Genomic DNA, 17,701 nt, shown 5'->3' with positions numbered 1-17,701 from the left:
CCGTGGCTCAGTGCAGCGACGCCACCGCCGAGTCCTCCTCCGCCGACGCCACCACCATCGCCACCGGCGCTGACTGCGCCGGCTCCGGTTGTTCGGGGGCGCTCACTTCCAGCATCAGCGACGCGGACGGGCCGCCGCCCGGCGGCGGGTTGACCACCACCACGGCCAGCGTTCCGCGGACCGCCACATCCTCGGGCAACAGCTGGAACGCCAGGCGGCAACTGTCGGCCAGCGACGTCTCGCGCTCGGCGCCATTCACCAGCACCCGCGCGCCACGGCTGAAGCCCTTGCCGCGCAGGGTGACGTACAACGACTGAGCGTCGAGCACCGGCGGCTGCGCCTCGCTGATCAGCGCCACGGGGTTCTCCAGCGGGTCCTTGCGCCGGGCGTCGCCGCCGCGACGGGTGCGCAGCAGCGCGTCGAGTACCTCGGCGAACTTGTCGGTGCCCTGCTTGGAGGCGATCCCCACCAGAGCGGCCATGGCCATCAGCCCATAGAGGTTGATGCTGGCGGGATCGCCGCCAGTGCTCACCGCGACGAGCACCGCGCGCACCAGCAGGTAGAGCATCAGCGCCAGCGCCATGCCGATGCAGGGCTTGAGCAGGTACCACCAGATCCAGCTGGCCATGAAGCGGTCGTTGCCGACGAAGTCGCCGAAGGACTTCGCCACGTGGACGAAACTGCCCAGCGCTCCCGCGACCATGACCATCACCAGCAGCCGCGCATCCGGCCCGGGGCACCAGCCGACCAGGCATTGCACGCCGGGGTCGCCCACCGCGCCGGCCGCTGGGAACTTGGGGTAGGACTGCGGCCACAGGTCCACCAGGGCGGCCGCGAGGACCAGGGCGAGGCACATTAGCCCCGCGCCCATCAGGGTGACCTGCAGGGCATTGGCGCGTCGTCTCTTGCTGCGTGTCTCCATCATGCGCTCCGGGCAGAAGTTCAGCGGAAAAACACCCTGCCGCGAAGGGCGCTTTCGCCTTCGCACGACGGCCGGAGAAACACACGTTAGCGCAGCGCCAACGCGCTGCAAGAGGGCGCGCGGGGAATTTTTCCGCTGTTGCGCCGGCGAGACGTAACACCCCTGCAACACGGCGTTGCCGCCTCGCGCGCAGGGCGCAGCGCAGGCCTTAGCAGCGCAACCTGAAACCAACCTGAAGTCGCGCCGCAGAGCGGTTCAGCTTGGTTTAAGCGCAACGGCACACAGTCGAGTCTCCCCATAGGAGGCCCATCATGAAGACCACCCTGATCACCCTGGCCGTCGCTGGCGCCGTGGCCGGCCCGGCCCTCGCCCAGGCCCGCGAACTCACCCTCGACACCACCCTCACCGACTACAGCGGCAACAACGCCTACCTGGCCATCTACCTGACCGACGCCCAGGGCCAGTACCAGCGCACCCTGTGGGTCGCCGGGCCGAAGGCCAAGTACTACAAGCACCTGGGCGACTGGGCGCGCGGCAGCGGCCTGCGGGCCGCCGAGTTCGACGGCCTGAGCGGCGCCAGCGTCGGCAGCGGCGAGCACCTGCAGGTCTCGGTGGAGGTGGCCGACAGCCTGATCGACGCCGGCTACCAGATCCGCATCGACAGCGCCGTGGAAGACAAACGCTCCAACCGCGCCGAAGTGAAGGTACCGCTGACCCGGGACGGCGCCGGCCAGGACAACGCCGGCAGCGGCTACGTCGCGAACTTCCGCTACCAGATGTGATTCAGGAGGCCGCCATGCTTCGTCGTCTGCACGCCTGGCCCGGCATCTTGCTGACCGCCCTGCTGCTGGTGCTGGCCGGCAGCGGCGCGCTGCTGTCCACCCAGCCGCTGGCCGAGCGGGTCACCGCCGGGGCCGAACCGTCGCGAACCGTGGCGCAGCTCGCCGAGCAGGTGAGCCATTCGGTGCCCGGCGTGGAGCGCCTGGAACGGCACGCCTCCGGCCTGCTGATCGCCTATGGCGAACAGGGTGCGCTGCGGGTGTCGCCCCGGGATGGCGCGGTGCTCGGCAGCTATGAGCCGCCCGCCATCTACCGCCTCGCCCGCGACCTGCACCGCTCGCTGCTGCTGGGCGAGACGGGCCACGCCCTCGCCGGCGGCGGTGCGCTGGGGATGCTCCTGCTGGGCCTTTCCGGGCTGGCCCTGCTCGCCCGCCGCCAGGGTGGCTGGCGCAAGCTGGCAGCCCCGGTGCGCGGCGGGCGCGCCTCGCGCTGGCACAACCAGGTCGGCCGCGCGGTGCTGCCGGTGGCCTTGCTGCTGGGCCTGAGCGGCGCCTACCTGTCGGCGGAACACTTCGAATGGTTCGCCAGCGACCTGGAACAGCAGGCCGCCTTCCCTGAACAGGTGACGCAAGGCACCGCGCTGCCCGCCGGCGAGCTGGCGGCCTTGCAGCAGGTGCCGCTGCGCCAGCTGCGCGAACTGGAATTCCCCCTGGCCGGCGACACCCAGGCCACCTATACCCTGCGCGCCGCCAACGGCGACGGCTATGTCGACCCGGTCAGCGGCCAGTGGCTGGGCTACACGCCCCACACCGCGGCGCAGCGCCTCTACGAGTTCATCTACGCCCTGCACAGCGGCGAACTGCTGGGGGCCGCCAGCCCGCTGCTCGGCGTCGCCGCCCTGGGCGTAGCGCTGCTGGGCGTGACCGGTGTGCTGCTGTTCCTGCGGCGCCGCCGCCAGCAGCCGACGTTCGCCTCGCAAGCCGATCCCGAGAGCGCCGAGTACGTGTTGCTGGTGGGCAGCGAAACCCAGGGCACCTGGGCCTTCGCCAGCGCCGTGCAGACGGCGCTCGCGACAACAGGCGCCCGCGTGCACAGCGCCGCGCTCAAGGATGGCGCACGCCCCTTCCCGGCGGCGCGCGCCCTGCTGGTGCTGACCGCCACCTACGGCGATGGCGACGCCCCGCAATCGGCGGCGGGCTTCCTCGATCGCCTCGACCGGCTGCACCTCCCCGCCTCGGCGCGCTTCGCCGTGCTGGGCTTCGGCGACCGGCGCTTTCCGTGCTTCTGCCAATACGCGGTGGACGTGGACGCCGCACTGGCCGGCCGCGGCCTGCAACGCCTGCTGCCGCGGCGCGACATGGAGGCCAGCCAGCCCGAGGATTTTGCCGCCTGGACAGGCGAACTGGGCGCGGCGCTGGGCTTGCCGCTGGTGGCAGGCGACGTGGGCCTGCCGCGCCCGGAGTCGCGCTTCACGCTGGTCGAGCGCCAGCTGCACGCGGCGCCCGGCGATGTGCCACTGGCGGTGCTGCGCTTCGCCCCGCTCGGCCAGGTGCCGCACTACCAGGCCGGCGACCTGCTGGCGATCTACCCGCCCGGCGCCGCCACGCCCCGCCAGTACTCCATCGCCAGCGACAGTCGCGACGGCCTGCTGGACATCTGCGTGCGCCTGCGCGCCGGCGGCCTCTGCTCCACCTACCTGCACGGCCTGCAACCCGGCGACACCCTCGACGCGACGCTGCAGCCGCACCGCGACTTCCAGCCACAGCCGGGCGATGCCCCGCTGATCCTGGTCGGCGCCGGCAGCGGGATCGGCCCGCTGGCCGGCTTCACCCGCCACAACCGCCCGCAGCGGCCGCTCTACCTCTACTGGGGTGGGCGCGTCGCGCAAGCCGGCGTGCCGTTCCAGCGCGACCTCGATCAGGCCCGCGCCGATGGCCGCCTGAGCGACCTGCGCACGGTGTATTCCGCCGGCCCGCAGCCGGGCTACGTGCAGGACCGCCTGCGCGCGGATGCGGGCGAGCTGCGCCCACTCATCGCGGCCGGCGCCCAGGTGCTGGTCTGCGGCGGGCGCGACATGGCCCAGGGCGTGCGCCGCGCCTTCGACGAACTGCTCGGCCCGCTGGCGCTGAGCGTGGAACAACTGCGTGCCGGAGGCCGCTACCGTGAAGACCTGTTCTGACCCCGTCAGCGCCCAGCGCTACCGCTTCAACGGCCCGACCATGGGCAGCCGCTACTGCGCGCTGTTCTACAGCCGCGCGACCCTCGACGAGGCAGCCCTCGCGCACGCCCTGCAAGACGCGGTGGCACGCGTCGACGCGCAGATGTCGAACTGGCGGGACGACTCCGACCTGTCGCGCCTGAACGCCAGCGCAGCGGGCACCTGGGTCAGCCTGCCGGCCGAGCTGCTGTGGGTGCTGCAGACCGCCATCCAGGTGGAGATCGAGTCAGGCGGCGCCTTCGATATCGCGGTGGGCGACCTGGTGACGGCCTGGGGATTCGGCCCACCACGGCGTTGCGCCGGGGCGGCCGGGAGGGACGCGCTGCCCCCATCGCCGCGGATCAGCGCCAGCGCGGCGCTGGAGTTCGACTTCGCCGGCGCCCGTGTGCGCAAACGCCAGCCGGTACAACTGGACCTGTCCGGCATCGCCAAGGGCTTTGGTGTCGATCAAATGGCGCGCTGCCTGGAGGACCGCGGCATTCACGATTACCTGGTGAGCATCGACGGCGAGTACCGCGCACGCGGCTGCAAACCCGGCAACCAGTGCTGGACGGTGGCCATCGAACGCCCGCAGCCGGGCAGGCGCGAGGCGCTCGGCGTGCTGCAGATGGGCGACGGCGGGCTGGCCACCTCCGGCGACTACCGGCACTTCCGCGAGCAGGACGGCACGCGCTACGCCCACACCATGGACCCGCTGCGCGGCGCGCCGCTGGACAACGGCCTGGCCTCGGTGTCGGTGCTGGCGCGCAGCTGCATGCTCGCCGACGCCTGGGCCACCGCGCTGATGGTGCTGGGCCCCGAGCGCGGCGCGCAGCTGGCGCGCGAGCGTGGCCTGGGCGCGCTGTTCCTGCTGCGCGAAGGCAACGGCGTGCGCCAACTGTGGATCGAGGGACGCTGAGCCTCAGGCCACCTCGGCCTCGATCAGCGGCTCGTCGAGCAGCCCGATGAACGCCCGCAGCGCCGGCGTATCGGTGCCGCGTCGCCAGAACAGCCAGGTGGTGGCGTCGGCATGCTGGGGCGCCAGGCGGTGGATCGCCACGTTGCGCCCGCCGGCCAGGCTGTCGAACATTGCCCGCGGGATGATCGCCACACCGCCGCCCGCCGCGATGCAGGCGAGCATGCCGTGGTAGGACTCCATCTCCATGATCTTGCCCGGCACCACGCGGTGCTCGGCGAACCAGCCCTCCAGGCGCTTGCGGTAGGAGCAGGTATCGCGGAAGGCGAACACCGTCTCCCCGGCCACGTCCCGCGCGTCATGCACCGGCGCATGGTGCTGGGCGCTCATCAGCACCAGTTCCTCGCGGTACACCGGCTTGCCGTCCAGCTGCGGATGGTTGGCCGGGCCGTCGGCGAAGGCGGCGATGAAACGCCCCGACAACACGCCGTCGATCATCTCCCCCGACGGCCCCGTGGAGAGGTCCAGTTGCACCTTCGGGCATTGCTGGTGGTAGCGCGCCAGCATCTCCGGGATGCGCACCGCCGCCGTGCTCTCCATCGAGCCCAGGGAAAAACTGCCGTGGGGCTCCGCGCCCACCGCCACCTGCCGTGCCTCGTCCACCAGGTCGAGGATGCGTTCGACGTAGTCGAGGAAGCTGCGCCCGGTAGGCGACAGACGGAGGCGCAGCTTTTCCCGGATGAACAGCTCGGTGCCCAGCTCCGCTTCCAGCTGCTTGATGCGCGTGGTCAGGTTCGACGGCACGCGGTGTAGACGGGCCGCGGCAGCGGTGATGCTGCCTTCGTGGGCGACAGCGCGGACGATTTCCAGCTGGGTGAGGTCCATGATTCTCTCCAAGAGAAAGACTCTTTCTTGATTATTCATTTTACATGAATGAATGCGCATCTTAATTTCTGCGTCATCCCGGAGCCACCATGCCCGGACGAACGACCGGCCTTGCCCCTCATCCAGAACAAGCAGGACTCACCATGAACCAGATCGCCGCCATCCCCGCTGCCATCTCCCGCAGCCCCGCCACCGGCCAGGAACTGGCCCGCTACACCTTCGAAGACGCCGCCCAGCTGGAAGCCTCGCTGGCCCGCACCGATGCCGCGTTCCGCCAGTGGCGCGAAACCAGCATCGCCGAACGTGTCGCCGTGCTGCGCAAGATGGCCGAGGTCCTGCGTGCCAACGTCGAACCCATGGCCCGCATGGAAGCCCAGGAAATGGGCATGCCGGTCACCCAGGCCCGTGGCGAGATCAACAAGTGCGCCAACCTCTGCGAGTGGTACGCCGACAACGGCCCGGCCATGCTCGAAGACGAGAAGACCAGCATCGAAGGCGCGTACATCTCCTATCTGCCGCTGGGCCCGGTGCTGGCCGTAATGCCGTGGAACTTCCCCACCTGGCAGGTCATGCGCGGCGCGGTGAGCATCATCCTGGGCGGCAACACCTACGTGCTCAAGCACGCGCCGAACGTCATGGGCTGCGCCTATCAGCTGCGCGACGCCTGGCTGCAGGCCGGCCTGCCCGAAGGCGTGTTCGAGGTGCTGAACGTCGAGCCGCCGCTGGTTTCCAAGGCCATCGCCGATGACCGTATCGCCTCCATCGCCGTGACCGGCAGCGTCGGCGCGGGCGCCGCCATCGCCTCCCAGGCCGGTGCCGCACTGAAGAAATGCGTGCTCGAGCTGGGCGGCTCCGATGCCTTCATCGTGCTCGCCGACGCCGACCTCGACGCCGCGGTGAAAGCCGCCGTCGCCAGCCGCTTCGGCAACTGCGGCCAGGTGTGCATCGCCGCCAAGCGCATGATCCTCGAGGAATCCATCGCCCCGGCCTTCACCGAGAAGCTGCTGGCCGCCGTCAAGGCGCTGAAGATCGGCGACCCGCTGGCGGACGACACCTTCGTCGGCCCGATGGCCCGCTTCGACCTGCGCGACGAACTGCACGGCCAGGTCCAGCAGGCCATCGCCGACGGCGCCACCCTGCTGCTGGGCGGCCACAAGCTCGAGGGCGAAGGCAACTACTACGCGCCGACCGTGCTGGCCGACGTGAAGCCGGGCAACACCGCCTTCAAGAAGGAAATCTTCGGCCCCGTTGCCTCGCTGATCGTCGCCCGCGACGCCGAGCATGCCCTGGAGCTGGCCAACGACAGCGAGTTCGGCCTCTCCGGCGCGATCTGGACCGCCGACAAGGCGAAGGCCCAGCACATGGCCCGTCGCCTGGTCAGCGGTGGCGTGTTCATCAACGGCTTCTCCGCCTCCGACCCGCGCGTACCGATCGGCGGCGTGAAGAAGAGCGGCTTCGGTCGCGAGCTGTCGCACTTCGGCCTGCGCGAGTTCACCAACCCGCAGACCGTGTGGATCGACCGCAAGTAAGCCGACTGGCGATACGAAAAAGCCCCTGCCGTTCGCGGCGGGGGCTTTTGTTTTTGTAGGAGCGGACTTCGTCCGCGATGGTCTCCGGCTCGATGCGGGCCTTATCGCGGACAGCGTCCGCTCCTACGCTTGTGGGTAGTCGATCATCGGCGTGCGATAGGCCTCCCCTGTGGGAGCGGGCCATGCCCGCGATCGCGCGCATGGCGCGCTCCTACACAAGCATCGGTGCGCGAGGGTTTCCGGTGCGATGTAGGCGGTCTTCACGGAGTGCGGTTCGCGAGCAAGCTCGCTCCTACGAACAGCGATGGCGCCCCTTGTAGGAGCGAGCTTGCTCGCGAACCACGCCGGACGACGTCAGGGTTTGGCCGCATCCTGCTTGAACTGCAGCAGGTCCTGGGTGCTCTTGCGCAGGTTCTGCGCCAGGCTGCCCTCGGCGTTGATGAAGTCCTCGACGCGCCAGCCGTGGGCCGTGTGGTGCAACAGCAGGTCGAGCTGCTTGCCCTCGCCCGTCACCTCGTCCTTGAGCGTCACGCTGGCGGTGAGCCGGTCGCCGTCGGCCGCGGCAAAGGTCAGCGTCTGGAGGCGCAGGTCGCCCCAGTCCTGGCAATCGCACACCGGGTCGCCGTTGAGGTAGCCGACTTCGCCATCGGCGGCGTCCTGGTCAGCCTTCATCAGCGCGAGCAGCGAGGCGTCGTAGACGTCCTCCTCCTTCAGCGCCGGGTTCGGCACGCCCGGCCCGTCGTGCGAATAGCTGGCGTACACCTGCCGCAGGAAACGCTCCGCGCTCGCCGTATCGGCCGCCGGCGTCGACGCCGCGAGCGAGGTATCGAAGAGCGTCAGCAGGATCAGCGACAGGGCAAAGACGGATCGCAGGAAGGCCATGGGATTCTCCATCGAATAGCCGCACATTATGGCCCGGTGCCATCCGCCAAACCGTGATCGATTCCATTGTCGGAGCGCACCGTGGGCGCGATCGCGGGCATGGCCCGCCAGAGGCCGCGAGCGCTACTGGCGAACGTCCGGGTAGGATGGGTGGAGCTTGCGGGGAGCCTCCATGCGGCGCCCTACGGGGCCCTGCGATCGTGGCCGGGGCGGTAGCCCTGAGCAAGCAACCACCCCTGAAACGCCCGGCGGCGCTCGGGCGGCAAATCCGCCAGCACCTGCGCCTCCGGCTCCGCGCGCAGCCGCCGCAGCCATGGCGCCAGCTCCAGGCCGTCGAGGTGCCAGATGCCCAGCGGCTGGTCCGCGCTGACCACCACCTCCGCCTCATCGACGAACTCGCCGTTGAGTACCGGGGCGCGCTCGATGCGCAGGCTGGCAAAATCCGCCGGCATGTGGCTCGGCTGCGCGTCCGGCCAGGCGCGGCGGGCCTGCCAGAACGGCTGGTCGGCCCACTGGGTTTCGCTGGCGTAGAAGTCGCGGCCGACACGGGCGAAGCGCAGGAACAGCTGCTCCACCCGCTGCTGGTGGAAGCGCCGGGCCAATGCCGCCCGCTCCGGTGCGCGCAACAGCGTGTTGATCACCAGCGGCGCCTGCAAGGCCGACGACAGCGACTGGAAGATGCCGTTGCCGGACAGCGGGTCCACCGCCATGGCCGCATCGCCCACGCGGATCCAGCGGTCGCCGCAGGCTTCCAGGCAGAGGATCGCCGTGCTGCTGCGGGCGTGCAGGTCCAGTTCGCGCTCTGCCACGTCACCGAAGAACTGCCGGGCCAGTGGCGAGGTGGCGCGCCGCTCGCGGCAGTAATCGAGCAGTTGCTCACGGGGCGGCAGGTGGCTGCTGGCGACGTCCAGGGTGAGCTGCCAGTAGCAGCGCCCATCGTCCTGCCGCGCCATCCACGCCCAGCCGTCGGGCAGGCTTTCCACCGCCGTCGCCAGCGGGCCGGGCTCGCCTTGCCAGCGGTTGAGCAGACTCAAGGTTTCCGGCCCGCGCCGGGCCCTGTTTCCCTTCTGGCTCAGCGGCGCCTGGCGGCCCCGGGCTTCGACGAGAAAGGCGCCCTGCACTGCCCGGCCGCCGTCGAGCGTCACCCGCCAGCCGGGGCCGTCTTCTGCCACGGCCAGCACCTGGGCTTCGATCAGCTCGGCACCGGCTTGCCTGAGGTCCTCGCGCAGCCCGGCATCGAAGCGGGGACGGTCGAGGAGGTATTCGATGTTCTGCGCGCTTTCCACGCCATTCCAGTGCACGCGCCGTTGCGAGGGTGGTGCGGCGAAGCTCAGCGCGTGCGTGAGGCCAGCATGGCGCAGGCCTTCGAGCACACGCTGGGAAACGCCCTCCACGGCGGCGAAGCGGCGCCATTCGCTGATCACGGTGACGGGGTGACCCAGGCGGCGCAGGCCGAGGGCGACGGCCGCTCCAGCGGGGCCGGCGCCAAGGATCAGGATGGGGAGGTCACTCATGCTCCGGCACCCCTCACCCTAGCCCTCTCCCAGAGGGAGAGGGGACTGTTCGGTGCGCTGGGAGACTTCTGCGCACGCCGATCCTTAAAGGAGAGCCCAAAACCTGAATGCTTACTGAGGACGGCCCCCTCTCCCTCTGGGAGAGGGTTGGGGTGAGGGGAACGGATTCGACCTCCACTCATGGCCCCACCCTCCGCTCAATCCCCCGATACACCGCCCGCTCGCGCATCACCTCGACGAGCTGCACATTCGACAGCTCCGGCCGCTCCGCGAGCAACGCCGCCAGATGCCCAGTGAACGCCGCGCACCCCAGGCTCGCGCCGGAACGCCCGGCCACCTTCACCGCCGCACCGAAATCCGCCTGCGGGCTGTCCAGCCAGGACCACTCGCCCGCGCCGCAGCGGGCATCGCCGGTCACCCGGACAACGCCCGGGTAGCTCGCCGGAAACACCGGCTCGCCCCGCGCCGGGCTGGACGCGCAGAGCAGCACGCCGGCCTCGATCAGTTCCGCCACTGCCTCGCGCAGGATTGGCCGGTCCTGGCGCACGCCCAGGCTCAGGTTGATCACCCGCACGCCCTGCTCGCCCAGCCAGTGCAGCGCCGCGGCGATCTGCAATGGGCTGGTGACGCCGCGCTGATCGAACACCTGGGCGACGCACAGCCGCGCGCCGGGCGCATGGGCAAGAATGGCGGCGCAGACGGCGCTGCCGTGGCCAAGGGCGTCTGCCACAGGCGCGTCGTCCGCGTGGCCGTCGTCCGTGAGAAAAAATCGCCGCGCACCGCTGACGCTCGCCGACTGGGAATCGGCGAAACCGCTATCGACCACCCCCACCCGCACGTCAGGCCTCATGCTGCCGCACCGGCTGGGTCTCGCGCACACGCAGCTGCCCGTCCTGCAATTCCAGGTGCAGCTCGGCGGCGGCCAGGGTCGAGGGGCGGTGGCTGATCAGCAGGCGCGTGCGCCCGGCGAACAACCGGTCGATGGCGGCGATCACCCCGCGCTCGGTGCTTTCATCCACCTGCGAGGTGGCTTCGTCCAGCACCAGGATCAGCGGGTCCTGCAGCAGCGCGCGGGCAATGGCGATGCGTTGCTTCTGCCCGCCGGACAACTGCTGGCCGCGCTCGCCCAGCGGGCTGTCGAGGCCTTCGGGGAGGCTGGCGATCAGGCCGTCGAGCTGCGCAGCGCGGGCGGCCCGGTCGATGGCCTCGCGGCTCGACTCCGGCGCACTGTAGGCCAGGTTGTCGGCCAGGCTGCCGCGGAACAGCACGATGTCCTGGCTGACCACCGCCACGCGCCGGCGCAGCGCGTGCAGGTCGAGGTCGCGCAGGTCCACGTCGTCCAGCAGGATGCGGCCGTGGTCCGGGTCATAGAAGCGTTGCAGCAGGTCGATCAGGGTGCTCTTGCCGACGCCGGATGGGCCGCTCAGCGCGACCTTGAGGCCGGCGGGAATCACCGCCTGCACGTCCTGCAGGACCGCTTGCGCGCGGCCCGGCCAGGCGTAGTGCAGATTCTCCAGGCGCAGTTCGCCCACCGACGGCATCGGCCGTGGCGCGGCGGGGGAAACGATGGCGGCTTCCTCGCCGCGCAACTCCATCACCCGGCCCAGGCTGACGGTCATGCGTTGCAGCGCGACGTACAGGCCCAGCAGGCTCTGCACCGGCCCGATGGCCATGCCCAGGTAGGTGGAAAAGGCGATCAGCGAACCCAGCTGCCAGGTGCCCTGCACCACCCAGTAGCCGCCGACCAGGAAGGCACAGGCGCGCGACAGCGACATCAGCGTGCCGGGCACGGCCTGGGTGAAGAATTCGGTGAGTTGCAGGCGCAGCAGCTGGCCCAGGTAGCCCTGCCCCAGCCCTTCCAGGCGCCCGGCTTCGCGGGATTGCTGGCCGGCGGACTGGATGAACTTCATGGCCGGCAGCGTCTCGACGAAGAACGACGAGAGGTCCGCCGAGCGCTCGCGCAGGCCGCGCGCCTCGCGCTCCACCTTGCGCCGCATCCAGCGCAGCCAGAGCACGTCCAGCGGAATCAGCAGCGCCACCAGCAGCGAAAGCTTCCACGACAGGGTGAGCAGCAGCACCAGCGCGCCGATCAGCCCGATCACGCTGGACACGGCGGAGAACAGCGAGTCCACGGCGAAGCGCTGGATCTCGGCGACGTCGCCGTCGAGCCGGGACATCAGGTCGCCGATGCGGCGGCGGCCGAAGAAGCTCGGCGAGAGCGTCTGCAAGTGGCGGTACAGCGCGTCGCGCAGGGCGAACAGGATGCGCCCGGACAGGCGCGTGTGCAGGTAGCGGTTGAGGCCGGACAACGCCGTGCCGACCAGGCCGACGACGATCATGGCGCCGGCCACCATCACCAGCACCGGGAAGTCCTTCGCCAGCAGGCCGTCGTCGATCAACAGCTTGGTCAGCCAGGGCTGCGCCAGCACCAGGAGCGAGGCGCAGAACGACAGGCCGAGCAGCCCGGCGATGGCCGCCTGGTGCGGCCGCACGAAGCCATACAGCCAGCGCAGCGAGGCCTTGAGCGCCTGCGGATCGTCGCTCTCGATCAGGCGGGTGAAGAACATCAGCCCACCTTGAGTTGCTTGAGCTTGCGGTACAGCGTGGCGCGGCTGATGCCCAGCGCGTCGGCGGCGGCGGAGACATTGCCCTGGTGGCGTTCCAGCGCCTGGCGGATCAGCTCCAGCTCGTTCTCGCGGATGCTGCCGCTCTGCGGGCGCTCGCCGGCGGCGAGTTCGTCCAGGGTGCTGTCGGGCAGGTGATCCAGGCCCAGTTCTTCCTCGCCCTCCTCACGCATGGCCAACGCCGTGCGCAGGACCATCTCCAGCTGGCGGATGTTGCCCGGCCAGTGGTACTCGCGCAGCAGGCCGAGCAACTCGGCGGAGAGTTTCACCTTCGGCGCGCCCAGGCGGGCCAGCAGGCCGCCGGCGAGTTCGGCGAGGTCGTCACGCTCGCGCAGCGCCGGCAGCTTCACGCTGATGCCGTTGACGCGGTAGTAGAGGTCTTCGCGGAAGTGCTTTTCCTCCACCAGGCGCTTGAGGTCGCGGTGGGTGGCGCAGATCAGCGCGACGTCGATGTCCTGCTCCTCGCCGGCCCCCAGCGGCGCCACCTTGCGCTCCTGCAGCACGCGCAGCAGGCGCGCTTGCAGGGCCAGCGGCATGTCGCCGATCTCGTCGAGGAACAGCGTGCCGCCGTGGGCCTGTTGCAGACGGCCGACCATGCCGCCGCGCCGCGAGCCGGTGAAGGCGCCGTCACGGTAGCCGAACAGTTCGGATTCGATCAGGCCTTCGGGAATCGCCGCGCAGTTCACCGCGACGAAGGGTTTGTCGCTGCGCGCGCTGGCCTGGTGCAAGGCACGGGCGACCACTTCCTTGCCGCTGCCGGTTTCGCCCAGCAGCAGCACGGGCAGCTCGTTCACCAGGCCCTGGCGCGCCATGCGCAGGGCGCGGGCGTAGCGCGGGTGGTTGCCGGCGAGGGCTTCGAGTTCGGGCCCGGCGGCCGGGCGCGCGGCGCGGGCGCTGACCGGCACCGCGTGGCTGCGCAGCGGCGCCTGCAGGGTCTTGTAGAACAGCTCGCCCTTGGGCGTCTGCAGGCTGCCGACGCCGCCCTGGTAGAGGCGGCCGAGCAGTTGCTCGCCGCGCACCCCGAGGAGATCTTCACTGCGCCGGCCCACGAGGCTTTCACGGTGGGCGCCGAGCAGTTGGCAAGCCTGGCCGCTGACGGCCAGCACCTTGCCGTCCAGGCTCAGCGCGAGCAGGCCCTGCCAGGCGGAATCGAGGTACTGGCGGCGGTAATGGAAGGCGATCACCACCTGCCCCGGATGGCTGACGGCGAACAGCCGCGCCTCGATCTGGAACACCGCGAGGCTGAGCAGCGAGAGGCTTTCGCGCGGGCCGGAGAGCGGCCCTTCGCGGGTCATGTCGAGCACGCCGAGCAGCGTACCCTGCGGCCCTTCGATGGGTACCGAGGTGCAGGAGAAACGGCTCAGGCGATCGAGGAAGTGTTCGCCGCAATCGATCTGCGTGGCGCGCTTTTCCACCAGCGCGGTGCCCAGGGCGTTGGTACCGCGCGAGGCTTCGCTCCAGCAGGCGCCCTGGACGATGTCGGCCAGGCCCTTGCTCTGCATGCGCTCGCGTGCGCCCTCGACGGACAGGATGGTGGCGTCGGCGTTGGCCAGGATGATCACGCCGTCGTGCCCCTGGCGCTGTTGCAGGTAGTCGAGCTCGGGGGTGGCGGCGTCGAGCAGCAGGCGGTTGCCGGCCAGCAGCACGTCGGGTTTGACCCGCGTGTCGAGGCCGTGCTCGGTGCCGCCGGAGCAGTCCAGGCCGTGGCCGAGGCTGCGCCGCCAGGAGGCATCGATTTCCTCGCGGAGCACGCCGCTGGGGACTTCGCCTTCCTGTTGCAGGCGCTCGCGGGCCAGGTGGGCTTCGCGCAGCAGGTCGCCGCTTATTGTTCTTGTCGTCATGCATCGCTCCGGTAGGTTCCGCGCCGCTTTCAGGCGCACGGAACTCGCAGGCTGGTCAGGGCTGTGTACACCCGCGGACAGCGTCCGTAAAGGGGAAGCTCAGCGTAGGAAAGTCTTACTCATGACGAGAGGCAATTCTCGCGCCACGACGCATTCGCCGTTGCCGATTGCGTGTGTTGACAGTGACCCAAGGCAGGTTTACGTTAACGTAAAGGTAAACGACCGAGCAAGAAGATTCCCATGCCCACGACCTACACCATCTCCGAGCTGGCCCGCGAACTGGACATCACCACCCGCGCCATCCGCTTCTACGAGGAACAGGGCATGCTCAGCCCCGAGCGCCGCGGCCAGGAGCGCATCTACAGCCCCAAGGACCTGGTGGCCCTGAAGCTGATCCTGCGCGGCAAGCGCATCGGCTTCTCGCTGGCCGAGTGCAAGGAGCTGATCGACCTCTACGACCCCAGCAGCGGCAACACCCGGCAGCTGCAGACCTTCCTCGACAAGATCACCGCGCGCCGCGCGCAGCTGGAACAGCAACTGCTCGACATCGAGCAGATGAAACTGGAACTGGACACGGCCGAGGAGCGCTGCCTGGCGGCCATGGCCGAGACCGACAAACCCCGCAAGCAGCGCGTGCCGAGCTGATCTCGCCGCCCTGCCCCGCTCTCTCATCCGAATACAAATACAAGTACAGGTGATTCCATGAGCTACCCCTCCCTCAACTTCGGCCTCGGCGAAACCATCGACATGCTGCGCGAGCAGGTGCAGGGCTTCGTCGCCAGCGAACTCGCCCCGCGCGCTGCGCAGATCGACGCCGACAACCTGTTCCCCATGGACATGTGGAAGAAGTTCGGCGACATGGGCCTGCTCGGCATCACCGTCAGCGAGGAATACGGCGGCGCCAACATGGGCTACCTGGCCCACGTCATCGCCATCGAGGAGATCAGCCGGGGCTCGGCCTCGGTCGGCCTGTCCTACGGCGCGCACTCCAACCTGTGCGTCAACCAAATCAAGCGCAACGGCAACGCCGAGCAGAAGGCCAAGTACCTGCCCAAGCTGATCAGCGGCGAGCACATCGGCGCCCTGGCCATGAGCGAACCCAACGCCGGCTCCGACGTGGTGTCGATGAAGCTGCGCGCCGAGAAGCGCGGCGACCGCTTCGTCCTCAACGGCAGCAAGACCTGGATCACCAACGGCCCGGACGCCAACACCTACGTGATCTACGCCAAGACCGAGCCGGAGAAAGGCGCCCACGGCATCACCGCATTCATCGTCGAGCGCGACTGGAAGGGCTTCAGCCGCGGCAGCAAGTTCGACAAGCTGGGCATGCGCGGCTCCAACACCTGCGAGCTGTTCTTCGATGACGTGGAAGTGCCGGAAGAGAACGTGCTGGGCGCGGTCAACGGCGGCGTGAAGGTGCTGATGAGCGGCCTGGACTACGAGCGCGTGGTGCTCGCCGGCGGCCCGATCGGCATCATGCAGGCCTGCATGGACGTGATCGTCCCCTACATCCACGACCGCAAGCAGTTCGGCCAGAGCATCGGCGAGTTCCAGCTGATCCAGGGCAAGGTCGCCGACATGTACACCCAGCTCAACGCCAGCCGCGCCTACCTGTACGCCGTGGCCCAGGCCTGCGACCGTGGCGAGACCACCCGCAAGGACGCCGCCGGGGTCATCCTCTACACCGCCGAGCGCGCCACCCAGATGGCCCTGGACGCCATCCAGATCCTCGGCGGCAACGGCTACATCAACGAGTTCCCCACCGGCCGCCTGCTGCGCGACGCCAAGCTCTACGAGATCGGCGCCGGCACCAGCGAAATCCGCCGCATGCTGATCGGCCGCGAGCTGTTCAACGAGACCCGCTGAACCCACCCGCTTCCGCCTCTGTAGGAGCGAGCTTGCTCGCGAACCAGCCCCCGCTGCGGAGGTTGTTCGCGAGCAAGCTCGCTCCTACAAAAGACACTCGCTCGTGGAGACCCCATGACCATCCTCGGCACCCAACTCAACACCCGTTCCCCGGAATACGCCGCCAACGCCGCGACCATGCTGGAGAACGTCCAGGACCTGCGCGCCCTGCTCGGCCGCGTCCACGAAGGCGGCGGCGCCGCCGCCCAGGCCAAGCACACCGCCCGCGGCAAGCTGCTGGTGCGCGAGCGCATCAACCGCCTGCTCGACGCCGGCTCGCCCTTCCTCGAAGTCTCCGCGCTCGCCGCCCACGAGGTGTACGGCGAAGACGTCGCCGCCGCCGGCGTGGTCGCCGGCATCGGCCGCGTGGAAGGCGTGGAATGCATGATCGTCGGCAACGACGCCACGGTGAAGGGCGGCAGCTATTACCCGCTGACCGTGAAGAAGCACCTGCGCGCCCAGACCATCGCCCAGCAGAACCGCCTGCCGTGCATCTACCTGGTGGATTCCGGCGGCGCCAACCTGCCGCGCCAGGACGAGGTGTTCCCCGACCGCGAGCACTTCGGCCGGATCTTCTTCAACCAGGCCAACATGAGCGCCCAGGGCATCCCGCAGATCGCCGTGGTGATGGGCTCCTGCACGGCCGGCGGCGCCTACGTGCCGGCGATGAGCGACGAGACCATCATGGTGCGCAACCAGGCCACCATCTTCCTCGCCGGCCCGCCGCTGGTGAAGGCCGCCACCGGCGAGGTGGTGAGCGCCGAGGACCTGGGCGGCGCCGACGTGCACTGCAAGACCTCCGGGGTGGCCGACCACTACGCCGAGGACGACGAGCACGCGCTGGCCATCGCCCGCCGCTGCATCGCCAACCTCAACTGGACCAAGCAGGGCCAGCTCAACACCCGCGCCCCGCGCGCCCCGCTGTACGCCAGCGAAGAGCTGTACGGGGTGATCCCGGTGGACAGCAAGCAGCCCTTCGACGTGCGCGAGATCATCGCCCGCCTGGTGGATGGCAGCGAGTTCGACGAGTTCAAGGCGCTGTTCGGCACCACCCTGGTGTGCGGCTTCGCCCACCTGCACGGCTACCCGGTGGCGATCCTGGCCAACAACGGCATCCTCTTCGCCGAGGCCGCGCAGAAAGGCGCGCACTTCATCGAACTGGCCTGCCAGCGCGGCATCCCGCTGGTGTTCCTGCAGAACATCACCGGCTTCATGGTCGGCCAGAAGTACGAGGCCGGCGGCATCGCCAAGCACGGCGCCAAGCTGGTCACCGCCGTGGCCTGCGCCCAGGTGCCGAAGTTCACCGTGATCATCGGCGGCAGCTTCGGCGCCGGTAACTACGGCATGTGCGGCCGCGCCTACGATCCGCGCTTCCTGTGGATGTGGCCCAACGCGCGGATCGGCGTGATGGGCGGCGAGCAGGCCGCCGGCGTGCTCGCCCAGGTCAAGCGCGAGCAGGCCGAACGCGCCGGTAATGCGCTGTCGGCCGAGGACGAGGCGAAGATCAAGGCGCCGATCCTCGAACAGTACGAGCGCCAGGGCCACCCCTACTATTCCAGCGCGCGGCTGTGGGACGACGGCGTCATCGACCCGGCCCAGACCCGCGACGTACTTGGCCTGGCCATTTCCGCCTCGCTCAACGCGCCTGTCGAAGCCACCCGCTTCGGCGTCTTCCGTATGTGACTCGAAGCCACAAGCCGCAAGCT

At 69.7% G+C, this 17,701-nt stretch carries 14 protein-coding genes; 7 read left to right on the top strand and 7 right to left on the bottom strand.

Annotation, left to right across the window (positions count from 1 at the left end; translation table 11 throughout):
• Positions 1-7 precede the first annotated feature (7 nt).
• Entirely contained in the window at positions 8-922 is a 915-nt protein-coding gene (locus ACNFIA_RS30860; protein WP_416790861.1) for a hypothetical protein, read from the bottom strand.
• A gap of 311 nt (positions 923-1,233) precedes the next feature.
• Between ACNFIA_RS30860 and ACNFIA_RS30855 the strand changes: the two genes are divergently transcribed.
• The 3 genes from ACNFIA_RS30855 to ACNFIA_RS30845 are packed head-to-tail and all read left to right on the top strand — an operon-like array spanning position 1,234 to position 4,818.
• Positions 1,234-1,704 (top strand): DUF2271 domain-containing protein, encoded by a 471-nt coding sequence (locus ACNFIA_RS30855; protein WP_416790860.1) that lies wholly within the window; start codon positions 1,234-1,236, stop codon positions 1,702-1,704.
• Between the two features lie 14 nt (positions 1,705-1,718).
• A complete protein-coding gene (locus ACNFIA_RS30850) occupies positions 1,719-3,881 on the top strand; it encodes a PepSY domain-containing protein (protein ID WP_416790859.1) in 2,163 nt (720 codons plus the stop codon).
• A 40-nt stretch (positions 3,882-3,921) separates the two neighbouring features.
• Positions 3,922-4,818 carry an FAD:protein FMN transferase gene (locus ACNFIA_RS30845; RefSeq protein ID WP_416790884.1) on the top strand — a complete coding sequence of 299 codons (897 nt, stop codon included), beginning with the start codon at positions 3,922-3,924 and terminating at the stop codon, positions 4,816-4,818.
• A 3-nt stretch (positions 4,819-4,821) separates the two neighbouring features.
• On the opposite strand, the gene ptrR is transcribed toward ACNFIA_RS30845, so the two are convergent.
• Positions 4,822-5,700 (bottom strand): putrescine utilization regulator PtrR, encoded by an 879-nt coding sequence (ptrR, locus tag ACNFIA_RS30840; RefSeq protein WP_259754312.1) that lies wholly within the window; start codon positions 5,698-5,700, stop codon positions 4,822-4,824.
• A 143-nt stretch (positions 5,701-5,843) separates the two neighbouring features.
• On the opposite strand from ptrR, the gene ACNFIA_RS30835 reads away from it, so the two are divergent.
• On the top strand, positions 5,844-7,229 hold the full coding sequence (locus ACNFIA_RS30835; protein WP_416790857.1) for an NAD-dependent succinate-semialdehyde dehydrogenase: 1,386 nt from the start codon (positions 5,844-5,846) through the stop codon (positions 7,227-7,229).
• A gap of 354 nt (positions 7,230-7,583) precedes the next feature.
• Here ACNFIA_RS30835 and ACNFIA_RS30830 read toward each other — a convergent pair whose 3' ends face one another.
• From ACNFIA_RS30830 to ACNFIA_RS30810, 5 genes are all read right to left on the bottom strand, one after another.
• Positions 7,584-8,111, bottom strand: a complete 528-nt coding sequence (locus ACNFIA_RS30830) for a DUF3828 domain-containing protein (RefSeq protein ID WP_416790856.1) — start codon at positions 8,109-8,111, stop codon at positions 7,584-7,586.
• 182 nt (positions 8,112-8,293) lie between these two features.
• Positions 8,294-9,625: an NAD(P)/FAD-dependent oxidoreductase gene (locus ACNFIA_RS30825; protein ID WP_416790855.1), complete on the bottom strand. Its 1,332-nt coding sequence runs from the start codon at positions 9,623-9,625 to the stop codon at positions 8,294-8,296.
• Positions 9,626-9,803: 178 nt separating this feature from the next.
• Positions 9,804-10,475 (bottom strand): S8 family serine peptidase, encoded by a 672-nt coding sequence (locus tag ACNFIA_RS30820; RefSeq protein WP_416790854.1) that lies wholly within the window; start codon positions 10,473-10,475, stop codon positions 9,804-9,806.
• A complete protein-coding gene (locus ACNFIA_RS30815; RefSeq protein ID WP_416790853.1) occupies positions 10,465-12,192 on the bottom strand; it encodes an ABC transporter ATP-binding protein in 1,728 nt (575 codons plus the stop codon). Before ACNFIA_RS30815 ends, ACNFIA_RS30820 begins: the two co-directional genes overlap by 11 nt.
• Positions 12,192-14,090, bottom strand: a complete 1,899-nt coding sequence (locus ACNFIA_RS30810; RefSeq protein ID WP_416790852.1) for a sigma-54-dependent Fis family transcriptional regulator — start codon at positions 14,088-14,090, stop codon at positions 12,192-12,194. Before ACNFIA_RS30810 ends, ACNFIA_RS30815 begins: the two co-directional genes overlap by 1 nt.
• Positions 14,091-14,330: 240 nt before the next feature.
• Here ACNFIA_RS30810 and ACNFIA_RS30805 point away from each other — a divergent pair, with 240 nt between their 5' ends.
• The 3 genes from ACNFIA_RS30805 (at position 14,331) to ACNFIA_RS30795 (ending at position 17,678) form a co-directional block, all read left to right on the top strand.
• On the top strand, positions 14,331-14,735 hold the full coding sequence (locus tag ACNFIA_RS30805; RefSeq protein ID WP_259754305.1) for a MerR family transcriptional regulator: 405 nt from the start codon (positions 14,331-14,333) through the stop codon (positions 14,733-14,735).
• Between the two features lie 57 nt (positions 14,736-14,792).
• The gene (locus ACNFIA_RS30800; RefSeq protein ID WP_416790850.1) at positions 14,793-15,956 is read left to right on the top strand and encodes an isovaleryl-CoA dehydrogenase; all 1,164 of its coding nucleotides are present in this window, start codon (positions 14,793-14,795) and stop codon (positions 15,954-15,956) included.
• 114 nt (positions 15,957-16,070) lie between these two features.
• Positions 16,071-17,678, top strand: coding sequence for a carboxyl transferase domain-containing protein (locus tag ACNFIA_RS30795; protein ID WP_416790849.1), 1,608 nt, complete (start codon positions 16,071-16,073; stop codon positions 17,676-17,678).
• The last annotated feature ends 23 nt before the right edge of the window (positions 17,679-17,701 follow it).

The sequence above is a fragment of the Pseudomonas sp. NY15437 genome (assembly GCF_048068435.1).
GTDB classification, from domain to species: Bacteria; Pseudomonadota; Gammaproteobacteria; order Pseudomonadales; family Pseudomonadaceae; genus Pseudomonas; species Pseudomonas nitroreducens_B.
Note: the sequence above shows the minus strand (reverse complement) of the source record. Positions and strands in the feature narration are given on the sequence as shown.